At 62.1% G+C, this 16572-nt stretch carries 13 protein-coding genes; 5 read left to right on the top strand and 8 right to left on the bottom strand.

Going from position 1 to position 16572, the window contains the following annotated elements; all coding sequences use genetic code 11:
- Positions 1-46 precede the first annotated feature (46 nt).
- On the bottom strand, positions 47-496 hold the full coding sequence (locus tag QWJ46_RS15805) for a BA14K family protein (RefSeq protein WP_302752045.1): 450 nt from the start codon (positions 494-496) through the stop codon (positions 47-49).
- 126 nt (positions 497-622) lie between these two features.
- Entirely contained in the window at positions 623-1867 is a 1245-nt protein-coding gene (locus QWJ46_RS15800; protein WP_064805926.1) for an aromatic ring-hydroxylating dioxygenase subunit alpha, read from the bottom strand.
- A gap of 403 nt (positions 1868-2270) precedes the next feature.
- Between QWJ46_RS15800 and QWJ46_RS15795 the strand changes: the two genes are divergently transcribed.
- From QWJ46_RS15795 to QWJ46_RS15785, 3 genes are all read left to right on the top strand, one after another.
- On the top strand, positions 2271-2879 hold the full coding sequence (locus tag QWJ46_RS15795; protein WP_302752044.1) for a DUF6656 family protein: 609 nt from the start codon (positions 2271-2273) through the stop codon (positions 2877-2879).
- A 68-nt stretch (positions 2880-2947) separates the two neighbouring features.
- Positions 2948-3928 carry an L-threonylcarbamoyladenylate synthase gene (locus QWJ46_RS15790; protein ID WP_302752098.1) on the top strand — a complete coding sequence of 327 codons (981 nt, stop codon included), beginning with the start codon at positions 2948-2950 and terminating at the stop codon, positions 3926-3928.
- A gap of 29 nt (positions 3929-3957) precedes the next feature.
- On the top strand, positions 3958-5394 hold the full coding sequence (locus tag QWJ46_RS15785; protein ID WP_302752043.1) for an FAD-binding oxidoreductase: 1437 nt from the start codon (positions 3958-3960) through the stop codon (positions 5392-5394).
- 187 nt (positions 5395-5581) lie between these two features.
- On the opposite strand, the gene QWJ46_RS15780 is transcribed toward QWJ46_RS15785, so the two are convergent.
- A complete protein-coding gene (locus QWJ46_RS15780; protein ID WP_302752042.1) occupies positions 5582-8917 on the bottom strand; it encodes a DUF1217 domain-containing protein in 3336 nt (1111 codons plus the stop codon).
- On the opposite strand from QWJ46_RS15780, the gene QWJ46_RS15775 reads away from it, so the two are divergent.
- Positions 8916-9116: a hypothetical protein gene (locus tag QWJ46_RS15775; protein WP_302752041.1), complete on the top strand. Its 201-nt coding sequence runs from the start codon at positions 8916-8918 to the stop codon at positions 9114-9116. The genes QWJ46_RS15780 and QWJ46_RS15775 overlap by 2 nt on opposite strands.
- A gap of 101 nt (positions 9117-9217) precedes the next feature.
- On the top strand, positions 9218-9784 hold the full coding sequence (locus tag QWJ46_RS15770; RefSeq protein WP_085777167.1) for a DUF6101 family protein: 567 nt from the start codon (positions 9218-9220) through the stop codon (positions 9782-9784).
- 77 nt (positions 9785-9861) lie between these two features.
- Here QWJ46_RS15770 and ubiA read toward each other — a convergent pair whose 3' ends face one another.
- The 5 genes from ubiA to QWJ46_RS15745 form a co-directional block, all read right to left on the bottom strand.
- A complete protein-coding gene (gene ubiA / locus QWJ46_RS15765) occupies positions 9862-10821 on the bottom strand; it encodes a 4-hydroxybenzoate octaprenyltransferase (RefSeq protein ID WP_302752040.1) in 960 nt (319 codons plus the stop codon).
- Positions 10822-11025: 204 nt separating this feature from the next.
- Positions 11026-11838 (bottom strand): MipA/OmpV family protein, encoded by an 813-nt coding sequence (locus QWJ46_RS15760; RefSeq protein ID WP_302752039.1) that lies wholly within the window; start codon positions 11836-11838, stop codon positions 11026-11028.
- 295 nt (positions 11839-12133) lie between these two features.
- Positions 12134-12715: a histidine phosphatase family protein gene (locus QWJ46_RS15755; RefSeq protein ID WP_302752038.1), complete on the bottom strand. Its 582-nt coding sequence runs from the start codon at positions 12713-12715 to the stop codon at positions 12134-12136.
- 33 nt (positions 12716-12748) lie between these two features.
- A complete protein-coding gene (locus tag QWJ46_RS15750; RefSeq protein ID WP_302752037.1) occupies positions 12749-14008 on the bottom strand; it encodes a cyclopropane-fatty-acyl-phospholipid synthase family protein in 1260 nt (419 codons plus the stop codon).
- A 133-nt stretch (positions 14009-14141) separates the two neighbouring features.
- Positions 14142-16451, bottom strand: coding sequence for a Tex family protein (locus QWJ46_RS15745; RefSeq protein WP_302752036.1), 2310 nt, complete (start codon positions 16449-16451; stop codon positions 14142-14144).
- Between the last annotated feature and the right edge of the window lie 121 nt (positions 16452-16572).

The following is a 16572-nucleotide window of genomic DNA, read 5'->3' as shown; positions in this document are numbered from 1 at the left end:
CCGTTTCCGGGAGAAGGTTAGGGTGAAGGGCAAGCGAGCGCCGCCATCAATAAGGTGAATAGCACTGCTGGCGCGGGCCGTTATAAGGCTGGAAGGTGTTGTCGTAAGCCCGATAGGAGCGGTAGCGGTTTTCGCACCAGGCAACGTGAGCCGACCCCATGCGCCGCGCGGGCACCACGTAGCGCCGCGGCGGAGCGACGATGGCCCCGCCGAAGGCTGCGAGCGGATACCAGTAGCCGTTATAGCGGCGGTAGCCGGGGCGATAGTAGGAATAACCGCGATAGCCGCCATACCAGCCGGGGCGATAATAGGCGCCGGGGCGATAGCCGGGCCGGTAGTAGTCGCGTCGGTAATAGTACTGGACATTCTCGACAGCCGAGGATTTTTCAACCTGCGGCGCGGCCGGCATCTGGATTGCCTGCGACGGCACGAAACTCGTTAAAACGACGGCAGCGGCTATCACCGCGGTTGCCATCCTTTTTCTCAGCCCGATCATTTCTCTCTCCCATTCAACAGCGATCACCGCTTGGCCTGCAACGCTTGCGAGCGAAAATGGTTCCAAAAGCCGCCGGAACCGGCAGCTTCTGGATGAATAGAGCTTGGCCGGCTCAACCGGCAGCGGTCAAGCGACGGCGGAGATTTTCGCCTGGTCGCCCTGCAGGCGGTTCACCATGAAGTTCGAATACCATTCGAGGAACTGCATGACGCCGCCCTCGTGCAGAGCCGAATAGGGACCGGGCTCATAGGCGGGCGAGTGGATGCCGAAGGCATTTTCCTCGACGATCCGGCGGTCCTGGTCGTTGGTCTCGGTCCAGACGTGGGTCAATTCCTCGAGATTGTAATCGACGCCCTCGACGGCGTCCTTGTGGACGAGCCACTTGGTCGTCACAGCCGTCTCGTTGGCGCTGAGCGGCAGCACCCGGAAGGAGATGGCGTGGTCGCCGAGCAGATGATTCCACGTCGTCGGATAGTGGAAGAGCAGCATCGTGCCGATACGATTGATCGAGATGTCGTCGGAGATCCGGCGCTGCACGGCCGGCTTGCCCGACATGGTGTAGCTTTCGGCATCCTCGATCAGCGGCATGCGGGCGGTGCGGAACTGGCCATCCGGCGAGATCTGGAACTTGCTCGGCAGGCCGGCGGCCTCGCAGCGCGCCCAGTGGCCGGCGATCTCCGGATCGTCGGCGCCGCCGTCCGTGCCGGTGACGCTCGGCGCTTCCGGATAGGTGCGGCAGAGTTCCGGGTGATTGGCGGCGCAGTGGTAGCACTCGCGGTTGTTTTCCCAGACGAGCTTCCAGTTGCCCTTCTCGATGATCGTGCTCTGGAAGGCGACCTTGGTCTCGCCGATCCGGTGCGGCGCCATATAGGGCTCGATCTTGTCGCGCACCGGCTTGAAATCCGGGGCAACGTCGGCAAGGCAGATGAAAATATAGCCTGCGACGCTCTCGCAGTGGACCGGCTTCAGGTTGAAGCCGGTTTTGTCGAAATCGTCACCCATGTGACGGGCAAAGGCGAGCTTGCCGTCGAGATCGTAAGTCCACTGATGATAGGGGCAGACGAGGCGCACGGAAGAGCCATGCTCCTTCGTGCAGACGCGCGAGCCGCGATGACGACAGCTGTTGTGGAAGGCGCGGATGACATTGTCACGGCCGCGGACGATGACGACCGGATACGTGCCGATCTGGACGGTGAAATAGGCGCCCGGCTTCGGCAGTTCGCAATCATGGCCCATGAACAGCCAGTCGCGATAGTAGATCATCTCCATGTCGAGCTTGAAATAATCCTCGTCGGTGTAGAACGGCTGTTCGAGGCTGAAGCCCTCGCGGCGGTTCTTGAGCTGACGTAAAACGTTGCTGCGAATATCCATCTTCATGTCCTCGTGCACCAGCTGCCGCCTTCAAGCCGAAGGCTATGGAAGCGCGCCTGCTTCCTTCTCCCGCGGGAGAATTGTTTCATGGCGCCATTTAATCACCTGGCATTCCTGCCGCTTGGTTGTAATGCGACATCGGCTTCGAAATTGACGACAGGAGGCGCCGAGGCTTCAGGCAGGCCTTCCCGGTCGAGCCATCGTCCGACTCTATCGGCAATTATCGTCAATTGCGACATGGCGTAAAGACCAGATCGGCAAAGAGAGCGGCTCTTCGATATCGGCGATTGTTGCATTTACGACATTGCCGGCTTCCGTCCGATGCCCCGGTCGCTTCTTAACATCGCATTAAGCATACGATCTTATCCTGCTGGCAACCTCAGACCGACGAAGCACGCAAACCATGGCCAGACTCCGCTATTTCGACGCGAAAGAAGTAATCCGGCCGCAGGAGCGGCAACTGGTCGCCGCCCATTCCGAATTCCTGCGCACCGGCCGCATCCCCCGCGACCGGCGCCACTGGCTGGCCGAGGAAAGGCGCTACCTCACCCATGACGAGGTCGCCGAAAAGACCGGCCGCAAGCTGCAGGCGGCCGGCGAGAAGACGCATCAGCACATCAACGGCTTCCACCACTCGATCCAGTTTCCGAAGATGATCTTCCATCGGACGCTGCAGGACAGCCCGCATCTCGGTTATTGCCACGTCACCGCGGCACGCACGAAATTCGCCCGCTACGAAGAGGTCAGCTGGGCCTTCTACATCGCCAACTTCTATTCCGACATCGGCGACAACGACAATTTCTTCGAACGGATCGATGTCGGCTATTCCCGGATGTATTTCGCCGTCGCGATCAAGCCGGGCGAGGAGTCCTCCGAAAAGATGACGATCGACCGCTCGGTGCGTGGCAACGGGCTGCTCTTTCGCACCCACGATCCGCAGGCAGCGATCCGCAATATCCTGCTGCTCGGCGCCCGCAACGAGCAGCTGCGCGAAATCATCCGCCAACTGTGAGCCAACAAGGCGATTGATCGCCGGCGACGGAAAGCCTAATGACTGCCGGAACCAGACACGGGCAGCATATGGCACGCATCATCGACATCAGGGCAGACAGGCAGGCGGCGCTCGAAGCGGCCTGCGCCGCTCTTTCCGACGGCTTTGCCATCGCCATGCCGACGGAGACCGTCTACGGCCTTGCGGCCGACGCCACCAATCCGGCCGCCATCACTCGCATCTACGAGACCAAGGGCCGGCCGCGCTTCAACCCGCTGATCTGCCATATGGCCGATCTCGAGATGGCCGAACAGTATGCGGAGTTCGACCCTGTCTCGCGGGCGCTCGCCGAAGCCTTCTGGCCCGGCCCGTTGACGCTGGTGCTGCCGCTGAGGCCCGCAGGCCTGATCCACGCGCTGGCGACCGCCGGTCTCGACAGCGTCGGCGTGCGCGTGCCCAAGGGCTTCGCCGGCACCCTGATCGGCGCCTTCGGACGGCCGCTCGCAGCGCCGAGCGCCAATACCTCAGGCGCCATCAGCGCGACCAGTGCGGTCCATGTCGAAGCCGATCTCGGGGCGAGAATCCCGTTGATCCTCGATGCGGGACCGAGCGCCGTCGGCGTCGAATCCACCATCGTCAAGGCGGAGGGCGGCCGGCTGCGGCTGCTTCGGCCCGGCGGGCTGGCGGCGCGCGAGATCGAGCGCGTCGCAGGCCAGCCGCTGCTGCGCGCCAAAAAGGCATCGGCGGCAATCGAGGCGCCCGGCATGCTCGCCTCGCATTATGCGCCGGGCGCCAGCGTGCGCCTCAATGCGACCAAAGTTGAACCGGGCGAAGCGCTGATCGCCTTCGGCGGTGCGGCGGTCGAAGGCGCGCGTACGGCACGCATCGTCCTCGATCTCAGCCCACGCGGCGATCTGGCGGAAGCGGCGGCCAATCTTTTCGATTATATGAAGCGAGCCGATGCCAGCGGCGTATCGAGCATCGCCTTCTCGCCCATCCCGGACGATGGGCTCGGCGAAGCCATCAACGACCGGCTGCAAAGGGCTGCCGCGCCCCGCGCGACTGACTGACCTGATAGAAGCGACAGAGGATCGACCTGATGAGCAGCCCCGGCATTTCCACCGATCTTCTCGACCGCTTCGCCGCAATCGTCGGCGAAAAATATGCGTTGCGCGGCGAGGCCGATCTGGCGCCGCACCTGATCGAAAACCGCGGGCTCTATCATGGCTCCTCGCCTCTCCTGCTGAAACCCGGCGCGGTCGAGGAGGTCTCCGCGATCATGAAGCTCGCGACCGAGACCAAAACGGCGATCGTGCCGCAGACCGGCAATACCGGCCTCGTCGGCGGCCAGACGCCGCGTGCCGGCCAGGCCGATATCATCCTGTCGCTCGAGCGCATGAACAGGATCCGCGATGTCGATCCGGTGGCGAACGTGCTGGTCGCCGATGGCGGCGCGATCCTTGCCGATGTGCAGAAGGCGGCCGAGGCGCATGGACGGCTTTTTCCTCTGTCGCTCGGCTCGGAGGGCTCCTGCCGCATCGGCGGCAATCTCTCCACCAATGCCGGCGGCACGGCCGTGCTTGCCTATGGCAATATGCGCCAGCTCTGCCTCGGCCTCGAAGTGGTGCTTCCGACCGGCGAGATCTGGGATGGCCTGCGCCGCCTGAAGAAGGACAATACCGGCTATGACCTGCGCGATCTCTTCATCGGCGCCGAAGGCACGCTCGGCATCATCACCGGCGCGGTGCTGAAGCTGTTTCCTCAGCCGCTCGGCCATCAGGTGGCGTTCGCCGGCCTCAATTCGGTCGAGGATGCGCTCGCTCTCTTCAATCTTGCCGCCAGCCTCTGCGGCACCTCGCTCACCGGTTTCGAGCTGATGCCGCGCTTCGGCGTCGAGATCACCACGCGCCACATCGAGGGCGTGCGCGATCCGCTGGAAGCGGCATACCCCTGGTACGTGCTGATCGACATTTCGACGTCGGATTCGGCCGAGACGGCGGAGCGGATGATGAATGGCGTGCTGGAGCAGGGCTTCGAGGCCGGTCTGGTGCTGGACGCCGCGATCGCCGCCTCCGTCGCCCAGCAGAAGGCGATCTGGCATATGCGCGAGAGCATGTCGGATGCGCAGAAGCCGGAAGGCGGTTCGATCAAGCATGACGTGTCCGTGCCGGTGTCGAAGATCCCGCAGTTCATGGCCGAGGCGGAGAAAGCCGTCCTGGCGGCCATGCCGGGCGCCCGCATCTGCGCCTTCGGCCACATGGGCGACGGCAATATTCATTACAATATTTCCCAGCCGATCGGCGCCGACAAGTCCGCTTTCATCGCCCGCTGGCGCGAAATGAACCATATCGTGCATGGGTTAGTGCTCGCCCATGGCGGCTCGATCTCGGCCGAACACGGTATCGGCCAGCTGAAGCGCGACGAACTCGCGGCGATCCGCCCGGCCATCGAAATTGAACTGATGCGCCGCATCAAGCGCGCCTTCGATCCGGCTGATATCATGAACCCAGGGAAAGTCATCAGCCTCGAGGGGTGAGGCGGACGGTCAGGGTTTGCCCCTCATCCGGCTGCCGCCACCTTCTCCCCGCGCGCGGGGAGAAGGGATATGCCGCACCGGCTTCCTCCATCTCGACGTTGCGTTAGGCAAGTCCCCTCGCCCCGTTTACGGGGAGAGGGTTAGGGTGAGGGGCAGCCGTCGGCGCCGCGCTCCTGCCTGAACTGCCTCAAGCCTGCTGCGTGCCGCCGCCGGTCAGGATCTGCAGGGTCGGCGACTGCTGGGTGCTGTTCTGGACGTCGTACATCGCGGTGAAGCGCCGCAGCAGCTTGTCGACTTTCTTCGGATCCTGGAGATCCTCGAGCTTGACGAAACGATTGATGAGATCGGCCTGTTTGGCGACGTCCATGCTCGATATCTGGGACGGCAGGCTGTAAGCCGTCGTGATGACCTGATAGAGCGCCTTGTCGCCGAGCAGCGAATAGATCGAGGTGACGCTGGAGGCCTTGCGGCTGAAGTAGAGCGCCAGACGGACGCCGTCGTTGCTTTCGCCCTGTTGGGTCTCCAGCGTCTGCTGCAGGTAGAGCTCCTGGGTATTGTCCTCGGCCGCCTTGTTCTGGATGGCGCCGATCTTGGCGCGGGTCAGATTGCCGTCCTTGTCGAAGTTGAAGGCTGCGACGATATCCTTGAAGCGCGCATCGGCCTTGGTGTTGAGATAGCTCTTCTTGTCGTCGGGATCGGAGGTGAAGATCTTCTTCAGCGTCGCCTTGTCGTAATCCTTCGGGTCGAGGTTGTTCGCCTTCAACACCAGATCGGTCAGGCGGCTGTCATCGAGGAAATCGTCGAGCGACTGCACCTTCGCCATACCTTTGGCAAAATAATCCACCTCCTTGGTCGCGTCCTTCGATGCCTTGTCCTTTACCGGCCCGGCCTTCAGCAGCATGGTGACATGCGCCTTGTAGTCGGTGGCGTATTTGGCCATGGTCGCGTCTGGCAGCGCCTGGAGGGGTGCGGCCGCCTTGCCGTCGGGGCCGAAGTTGAAGGCGCGCGCCAGGTTGGTAATGCGCTCGTCCTTCAGCGAGGCGACATAGCCGTCCGGATCGTAGGCATCGCTCGTCAGGATTTTACGCATCATTGAGCGCGGCACGTCCTGATCGGTCAGGCCGAAGGCCTGCAGCGCGACATGATAGAGATCCGGCAGATTGTCGTTGCTCCTGGTGAAATCGGCCGTTCGATTGGTACGCAGGAAATCATTGACGGTCTTGACGTCGGAGAAGTTCAAGAGGCTGCTGCTGTCGGCCATCATGCTCTTGTAATTGTCGGCGACTTCTTCGATCGCCTCGTCGCGCTCGTCGTCATAGCGCGCCATGTAGTTGTCGTTGGTGGTCTGCGCCTGATCTGCGGTCTGGATCGAGCTGACGACGGGGAGCGATCCGTCGGCGGCAAAGTTGAAATCGGCATTGAAGTCGGAATAGCCTGCCGCGGCGGCGGCGGTCGCATCGGTCAGGATGCTCTTGAGATCGGCGTCCGTGATATCGAACGGCAGATTGTAAGTGCTCTTCAGGAAGTTGGTGATGGCGGGATCGGCGATGAGATCATCGACATTGGCGATCGTCGCCATGCGGGCGGAATAGTCGTCCGCGCGCGCCGAGGCGGCAATTTTCGTGTTGGTGATCTGGGCGGACGTCTGTGCCGCCATGCCGTCCTCGAGCGAACCGTCCGCTTTGAAGTTGAAAGCGGCGGCGACGTCGGCATAGGTGCCGGTGCCGCTCTGATCGGTCAGGATAGCGCGCAGATCGACATCGCTGACGGTCGACGGGATGCCGTAGGCGTTGCGGATGAAATTATTCAGCCGCCGGTCGCTTAGCAGCTGGTCGACATTGGAGATGCCGGCGATGGTTGCCTGGTAATAGACGGCGGCATCGTCGGCCTTGCTTGCCGTGCTGGCGCTTTGCGCCGCGCTCTGCGTGGAATAGAGGGTCGCGACCGAGCCATCCGTTTTGAAATTGAAGAGATCGTGGACGTCGCTGTAGCCCTGGGCGCTGGCAGCCGAGGGATCGACGAGGAAGCTCCTCAGCGTTGCGTCGGAGACGCTGTCGGCGATCTGCATGCTGGTTCTGAGATAGCTGACGGCGATGGGATCGGACATGATGTCGTCGACATTGGTGACATTGCCGATCATGCTGTTGAAGTGAGCTGCGTTCGCCGCCGATTTGTCGGTGGTCGACTTGCGCTGCGCGTCGGTCTGAATCACCGACCCGTTGATCGAGCCGTCAGCCTGGAAGTTGAAGTCGGCATTGAGATCGGCATGCCCCTGGGCGGCGGCATAGGTCGAGTCCGTCAGAATGCTCTTCAGCTCGGCATTGCTGAAACTGGTGCCGAGGCCGTAGGCATCCTTGATGTAGCGCGCCAGAACGCTGTCGGCGAGCAGGTCGTCGACATTGGTGATGCTGCTCGACCGCGAGGTCACGCTATAATAATTGGCGGTGCTTGCCGCCGCGTCCTTCAGCTTGTTCGACTGGTCGATCGTCTGGGCACGTGCGGTTGTCGATGTCGTGCCGTCCGCCTTGAAATTGAAGGCGTTGTAGACATTGGTGAAGCCCATCAGCTGGGCGTAGCCGGGGTCGGTCAGCACCATGCGCAGCGCTGGCGCGGTGAAGTCGGCGCCCATGCTGTAGGCGGTCTTGATATAGGAGGTCAGGCGACTGTCGGCGACGAGATCGTCGACATTGGTGATCGTGCCGATCTTGGCGGTGTAATAGGCCTGGTTGTATTCGGCCGCCGTCTTGCTGACATAAACGACATCGGAACCGACGGAATTGTCGATGATGACGGACTGGTTATTCAGCGTATAGGTCTCGATGATCGACGACTTCTGCGTCGCGGTCTGGGCGCTGCCGTTGACCGTCCCGTCGGCATTGAAGCTGAACTGGGCGGCAAGCGCCTTGTACTTGTCGCCGCCCTGCGTGTTGACGACGCTTGTCGGGTCGCTGAGATCGCTCGTCAGCACCTGCCGCAGGAAATCCTTGGACGCATAGGTGGGATCGATCTTGAAGGCCTTCAGCACATAGGTGCGCAGCCGCGTGTTGTTGACCAGGTCGTCGACGGTCTGCACGCTGTCGATATTGTTGCTGTAATAGGTGCTCTCGGTGGCAGCCGCCTTGTCGGCATCGACGAAGGACTGCTTATAGAGGCCGATGAGCTCGTCCTCCTGCGCGTCGGTCTGAACGTCCTTCTCGGGTGCGTTGAAATTGAAGGCGGCGGCGAATTCACGGTAGCGCGTATCGGAGAGCTTGTTGGCGTAGCTGTTCGGGTCGGTGAGATCGCTTTCGAGCACCTTCTTCATGAAGGCCTTGGCGTAGGTCATGTCCTCAAGACCATAGGCCTTCATGGCGTAGCTGTAGAGCTTGTAGTCGCCGAGGAAGTCGTCGACGTCTTTGACCTTGTTGATGTTGTCGGCGTAGTACTGGGCATCCTTCTTGACCGTCGCCTGCGAGGCGACCTTGTTCAAGCTCGACGTCATGTCCTTCGACAGGATCGTGTACGCGAGGGAGGCCGTGATCATGAAAAGCGCCCTTTTCGGCAAAATCTCTAAAGAACGACAAACTGCTGGTAAGCCCATTTTGCCACGCAAAACTTACCCGAGACTTACCTTTGGATTGCGCCATTTCAGGACGGCGGGCCGTTCACCTTCCGGAAACCCTGCCGGATTCGGTTTTGATAACCATCAGGGGAGGCAAAGTTTTCTTAACCGCAATTTTTAAGCTGTACGGAAGGGGGGCCGCCTATTGTCGGACATAGAGGACGAAAAGTCCCGAGGAGAAGACCGCAAACCGGCTCTCAGGTAAGACAAGGGTAGAATGAAATGAACAATCCCGTTTTGAAGCCCGTTTGGGCTGGCACGACGCTGCGTCTCGATCCGTCCCGCTTCCCGCAGCAAATCAGCTACGCCATCCATGATTGTTCGGATGACGTCAGCATCACGATCGACGAACGCGGCGCAGTCCTGCGGAAAGTCCTTCCCTCCAGCGGCCTGCCGCTCTCGATTGCCCTGCCGAGGCGCGTCTTCAAGGGTGTCGCCGCCCGCGCCATCGACCATGGCGACGGCGAGGTCACCGTCACGCTCGAGCTTCACCATGCGGATCCGGAACTCTGCATTCCGCTGCTCGTCGCCCATGATCTCAGCGACATCGCCGCCGACTGGCGCAGCTGGTCGGAGGCCTTCCGCATTCCGATGCTGATGGTCGAGGCCGATGGCGTCGCCCGGCCGCTCGAAGACCATATCGGGGCGCTGCGCACCAGCGACCTCAAGCCGCGCCGCCGTCATTCCTACTTCGCCAATCGCCGTCCGCGCTTCCTCGTGCGCCGCACCACCGGGCAGCTGGGCGTCGCCATGAAGATCGAAGGCAAGGAAATCATCGCCCGCAACTGACCGAAATCGCGACAGCGCCATTTCGATTTCGAAACCCGGCACTCGTGCCGGGTTTATCGTTTCACGCGCCGTTACCCTCAAGGAAGGGCGAAGAGCAGCGAAAAGAACAGACCGAGGAAGATGGTCAGGCCGACGCGGTTGTTCGACTTGAAGAGCGCCAGGCATTGCGCGGGATCGTTGATATCGAGCCGGACGATCTGCCAGGCGAACATGCCGGCCGCGCCGAACAAGGCGATAAAGGCGATGAGATTGGCGCCGGCGAGCGCGAAGGCCGCAAACATCAGCACCAGCGTCAGCCCATAAAGGCCGATCAGCCATTGCCTCGTCTTATCACCGAAAAGGCGGGCGGTGGAGCGCACGCCGATCAGCTCGTCATCCTCCTTGTCCTGATGCGCATAGATCGTGTCGTAACCGATCGTCCAGGCGATGGAGGCGGCATAAAGCAGGAGGGCGGCAAAGGAGAGGCCACCCAGAATGCCCGCCCAGCCCATCAGCGCGCCCCAGGAAAAGGCAAGGCCGAGATAGAATTGCGGCCAGTCGGTGAAGCGCTTGGCATAGGGATAAAGTGCGACGATTCCGAGCGAGAGCAGGCCGAGAAAGACAGTGAACCAGTTGAATTGCAAGAGCACGAAAAGGCCGACCAGCGCCTGAATGCCGATGAAAATCTTGGCGCGGGCGCGGGTGACGCGGCCGGAGGGCAGCGGACGCGAGCGGGTGCGCGCCACTTCCATGTCGATCTCGTGGTCGACGAGATCGTTATAGGTGCAGCCGGCACCGCGCATGGCGACGGCGCCGATGAAATAGAGGAAAAGGTGGGACACCAGCAGGCTGCCGGAATAGAGCCCTTGCCCGATCGCCGCATTGGAGGCGAGCGTGGCCGACCAGAAGCACGGCCACATCAAGAGCTCCCAGCCGATCGGGCGATCCCAGCGTGCGAGCTGCGCATAAGGCCAGAGCCATGGCGGCAGGATCCGGTAGACCCAGTTATCGGAAGGTGCGTCGGAGACGCGATCGTTGAACTCGCCTGTATCTTGCATGCCGTTCATCTAGCGGCCGGCTGGCGATCCGGTCAAGAAGCGATCGCGGCAGCGCCAAGAAGCGCGTCGCATTGGACGCGCTTTGGCTCTTTGCTCATGCATGTCGTTGTCCCGGAACCGTGGCACACTTCCGAGCGACGTGCATTGCGTTTATGCATGTCGTTGTCCCGGAACCGCGCACACTTCCGGGCGACATGCATTAAATTATTGCAGCGAGAAATTGAACCTGTAGGTCGCCGAGACACCGATGAGCAGCTGGTTCTTCGAGCCGCGCTGCTGCACGAGACTGCTGTCGGCCGCCGGCCCCGCCAGTCGCTTATATTCGAGGAAAGAGCTGGCCGACAGGTTTTCCGTCGCCTTCCATGTCAGAGCCGCGCCGGCGCCATAGGACTGGATGCCCGACGACGGCTTGTATTGATCAAGCCCGCTCGCCGCCGACTGTTTGGCGTTGACGCCGTAATAGGCATCGTAATAGCCGCTAGTGGCGAATGTCGCGCGTGGACCGCCTGACAGTTGCAGGTTGGGGGCGATGTCGGTGAAGGCATCGACGGCGAGATCGGCAACGACGCCGTCATGCGAGCGGATGCCCTGGCGAACTTCGGCGCGGGCGCGCAGGAAATCGGTCGGATAGACTTCGACGAAGCCGCCGGCTTCCGCTCCCCATTTGACCTTCTTCATGCCTTTCAGCTCGTGACCGTCGCCCTCGTCGCGCGAAGGCACGAATTTGCCGGCGATGCCGGCGCGGAAAGCACCATTATCCATCAGGGCGAAGGACGGATTGTCGTTGCGCGAGGAAAAGCGCGGAGCCGAGCCCTGCCGGCCGGCCGAAATCAGCGGGCTGAAGCGGAATTCATAACGCCGTGAACCCTCGAATTTCGGCGCGGAAAAGCCGGCGACACCGACGCTCAGATACCAGTCGCCGGACCAGAAATGCTGGCCGCTTTCCTGCGCGAGCGCCAAGGCAGGGGATGAAAAGACAATAGCCAGGGAGATCGATACGACTGATCGATGAAACACGTCCGCACTCCAGAAAACGCAAAAACACAGCCGCGGAGAGCGGCGGTGGCTACATTTATCGTGAGGTCGTTACGCCAATGTTAACCACGGCGACAAAGGGCGCTCAATGAAAGGCGTGCCGTGTAGCCCCCTCATCCGCCCTACGGGCACCTTCTCCCCGCTGGGGAGAAGAGGGATCGAGACCTCGCGACACGTCCCCTTCGCCCCAGCGGGGAGAAGGTGGCGGCAGCCGGATGAGGGGGCCGCAGCCGATGCCATCAGTTATAGAATTCCGCAAAACCCTCCCCCAGTCGCCCTATCTCTGGTTCCACCGGCGAATGACCGGTTCGGTCAGGTCGTGCTCATAGCCGAGCACGCTGATGCTGGCCGTATCCAGTGAGAAATATGCGCCCCCTTGCGGCGGCAGGCTGAGCCAGCGGGCGGCCAGGACGCGCAGGAAATGCGAGCTGGAAAAGATCAGGATGGGGGCTGCCGCTTGGCGAAGCGCGTGGATGACGGTGTCGGCGCGGGCACCGACGTCAGCGGCCGTTTCGCCGTTCGGGCAACCGTCGCGAAAGAGCTGCCAGCCGGGGCGCTCCGCCAGGATCGCCTTGGTGGTAACGCCTTCATAGGCGCCATAGTCCCATTCGGCGAGATCGTCGCGGATCACCGCGCCCGCTCCGAAGCCGGCGAGCGCGCAGGTCTTATGGGCTCGCGCCGACGGGCTCGACCAGACGGCGGAAAAGGAAAGGCCGGCCAGCCGCTCGGCGAGTTTTCGAGCCGCAGTCTCACCGTTCGCCGTCAGGGGAATATCGCTGCGCCCGGTATGGCGCCCGGACAGGCTCCATTCGGTTTCACCGTGGCGGACCAGGTAAATTTCGGGAAAGACATTGCTCATCAGCAGTCTCTTTTCATCACAAACGCCGCGGGATCAGAACGTCACCTTTTCCAGCGGTGCCCGCCTCGCCTCGAATTCCTTCAGCTTCGCTTCATTCTGCGCGATATAGTTGCGGTTGTCGGGAACGGCGAACTGGTTCTTGGCAATCTGGATCTGCAGGATGAACAGCTCATCCCAGCGGAAGCCCATCTCCGAACCCGCCAGATAAAACTCCCACATGCGGAAGAACTGCTCGTCGTAAAGCGCCACCGCCTCGGCCTTGCGCGCCACGAAACGCTCGCGCCAATGACGCAGCGTATAGGCATAATGCATCGGCAGGATTTCGACATCCCTGACCAGCAGCCCCGCCTTTTCGAGCGGCGCCACCACCTCGCCGACCGAGGGGATATAGCCGCCGGGAAAGATATATTTCTCGATGAAGGCATTGGTGCCGAAGCTCGGCTTCGGCCGGCCGATCGAATGCAGCACCATGACGCCGTTATGGTCGAGCAGGTCCGCCACCTTGCGGAAGAAATTGCCGTAATTGCCGATCCCGACATGCTCGAACATGCCGACCGAGACGATGCGGTCGAACTTCCGGCCGTTCATGCTGCGGTAGTCCTGCAGCTCGAAACGCACCCGCTCGGACAGGCCGCGCTTTTCGGCGCGTGAGCGGGAGACCTTCAGCTGCTCTTCGCTGAGCGTGATGCCGGTGAACTCGGCCCCTTCAGTCGCCTCCGTCAGATACATGCCCATGCCGCCCCAGCCGGAGCCGATTTCCAGGATGCGCTGGTTGGGCTGAAGCAGCAGCTTGGCGGCGATATGGCGTTTCTTGGCGAGCTGTGCCTCGTCGAGACTGATGCCCGGCGGTTCGAAATAGGCGCAGGAATATTGCCAATCCTCGTCGAGGAAAAGATCGAAGAGCTTGGCCGACAGATCGTAATGATGGGCGACATTGTGCTTGTTGCGATTGATCGGCACGCGGCTCTTCAGCTGCTGCCAGGCGATACGGCCGACGAGCAGCGCCGCCATCTTGAAATCGAAGATCTCGTTGGTGGTGTTCTGCTTCACCAGCGACAGGAAGTCGTAGATATTGCCCTGTTCGAGAATGAACCGCCCCTGCATGTACATCTCGCCGAGCTTCATCGTCGGGTCGCGCCGAATGGCGTCTTCGGCCTCCTGATCGGCAAGCCGGGCGACCACCATGTCTCCGGTGCCGTCGCCGATCACGTGGGTCTCGCCATTGGCAAGGGTAAGTTTCAACGAACCCTTGCGGATGATTTGCTGGACAATCGATAGGAAAGCCGACGCCATGGACGCCTCGCAAATGTGACAGGATGGTCACATCAACTTAATAACTCTCCTCCGCCTTACAAGCGCCGGATTTAGCAGTCCGCAAAGAACGCTGCCAAACTGTTGCATTTTTGCCGAAATGACGGGTAAGCCGTTATTTTCGTTTCATGGCTTCGGCGAGTGCAGCACCGAAGGCGCCTTGGCTCTCCTGTCTGGGCGCGGCGGGGCGCCTGTCGTTTTGCGGCCGGCCACCCTGATTTCCGCGAGAATCACCACGAGGTGGAGCAGCGGCGGAACCGTCGTCACGGCGCATCGAAAGGCCGATGCGCTTGCGCTTGGCGTCGACTTCGACGACGCGCACCTTGACGACATCGCCCGCCTTGACGACCTCGTGCGGGTCCTTGACGAAACGATCGGCAAGCTGCGACACATGCACCAGACCGTCCTGATGCACGCCGATATCGACGAAGGCGCCGAAGGCGGCGACATTGGTGACGGTGCCTTCGAGCACCATGCCGGGCGTCAGGTCGGAAATCTCGTTGACGCCCTCGGCGAAGGTCGCGGTCTTGAAGCTTGGACGCGGGTCGCGGCCGGGCTTTTCCAGCTCGGCGAGGATGTCGCGAACCGTCGGCAGACCGAATTTCTCGTCGATGAACTGACGAGGATCGACCGATTTCAAGACGGCGCTGTCGCCCATCAGCGTACGCAGATCGCGGCCGCAGGCAGCGACGATTTTCTTGGCGACGCCGTAGGCCTCGGGGTGGACCGAGGAGGCGTCGAGCGGCTCCTTGCCGTTCGGAATGCGCAGGAAGCCGGCGCATTGTTCGAAGGTGCGGCCGCCGAGTCTTGCGACCTTCAGCAAATCGCGCCGCGTTTCGAAACGGCCCTCGCTGTCGCGGTGGCGGACGATGGCCTCGGCGATCGATGGGCCGAGGCCGGAGACGCGGGATAGCAGCGGCGCCGAGGCGGTGTTCAAATCGACGCCGACGGCGTTCACCGCGTCTTCGACGACGGCATCGAGCGAACGCGACAGCTTCTGCTGGTCGACATCGTGCTGATACTGGCCGACGCCGATCGATTTCGGCTCGATCTTGACGAGTTCGGCGAGCGGATCCTGAAGGCGGCGGGCAATGGAGACGGCGCCGCGCAAGGACACGTCGAGATCGGGAAACTCAGCCGCTGCGGTCGCCGAGGCGGAATAGACCGATGCGCCCGCTTCCGAAACGATCACCTTGGTCGGCTTCGGCGCCGGAAGCTCGGCCAGCATGTCGGCCACCAGCTTTTCGGTTTCGCGGCTGCCGGTGCCGTTGCCGATCGAGATCAGCTCGACATTGTGCTTGCGGATCAGCGAGGCAAGCTCGATCTGGGCGCCGCGCACGTCGTTCCTCGGCTGGAAGGGATAGACGGTCGAGGTCGCCACCACCTTGCCGGTGCCGTCGACGACAGCGACCTTTACGCCGGTGCGAATGCCGGGATCGAGCCCCATCGTCGCGCGCGAACCGGCGGGGGCAGCCAACAGCAGGTCCTTGAGATTGCGGGCGAAGACATGGATCGCCTCCTCTTCGGCCCTTTCGCGCAGCTCGCGCATCAGGTCGAGCGACAGCGACATGGAAAGCTTGACGCGCCAGGTCCAGCTGGCGACCTCCATCAGCCAGCGGTCGCCGGGACGGCTTGCACCGATCTCATAGGCCGCCGCAATCATCCGTTCGACCGGCTTGTTCGGCGAGGCGGTCTCGGCATCGGCCTCGATCGTCAGCGTCAGCACTTCCTCGTTCCAGCCGCGCAGCATGGCGAGCGCGCGGTGGCCCGGCGCAGTCGCCCAGCGTTCGGAATGATCGAAATAATCGGAAAATTTTTCTCCCGCCGCCTGCTTGCCGTCGACGACCCTGGCTTTCAGCAGCGCAGCCTGGCGTAGATGGGCGCGCAACTTGCCGAGCAGGTCGGCATTTTCGGCAATGGCTTCGGCGATGATATCGCGCGCGCCTTCAAGCGCCGTTTTCACGTCGGTCACATCAGCAGTAATGAAGCCTTCGGCGACAGCCGCCGGTTCACGGCCGCGATCGGCCAGGATCGCCTCGGCAAGCGGGCCGAGGCCGCGTTCGCGGGCGATCTCGGCGCGGGTGCGGCGCTTCGGCTTGTAAGGCAGGTAGAGATCCTCGAGCTCCGCCTTGGTTTCGGCCCCGGCAACCTTCCCCATCAGCTCGTCGGTCATCTTGCCCTGGCCGGTGATCGATTCGACGATCGCATCGCGGCGGGCTTCGAGTTCGCGCAGATAGACCAGCCGCTCGGCAAGATTACGCAGCTGCGTATCATCGAGCCCGCCCGTCACTTCCTTGCGGTAGCGGGCGATGAAGGGCACGGTGGCGCCTTCGTCGAGCAGCTCGATGGCAGCCTTGGCCTGGTCGGGCCGAGCATTGATTTCGGCCGAGATGCGGGCGGCGAGGAAACGGAGGTCAGCGGCCATGGGATTTCCTATATCGACGAAAGTTGCGGGACCATAGCGGCGAAAAGCGGCAAGGCAATGCCCGACTGTGGTTTCCACAGCGGAAGTTGGGGAATTGGGGGTCATCAGCGTGTCGGCCCAC

This window comes from Rhizobium sp. CBN3, assembly GCF_030518245.1.
Classification (GTDB): domain Bacteria; phylum Pseudomonadota; class Alphaproteobacteria; order Rhizobiales; family Rhizobiaceae; genus Rhizobium; species Rhizobium aethiopicum_A.
This window is presented reverse-complemented; position numbering and strand designations above follow the sequence as displayed.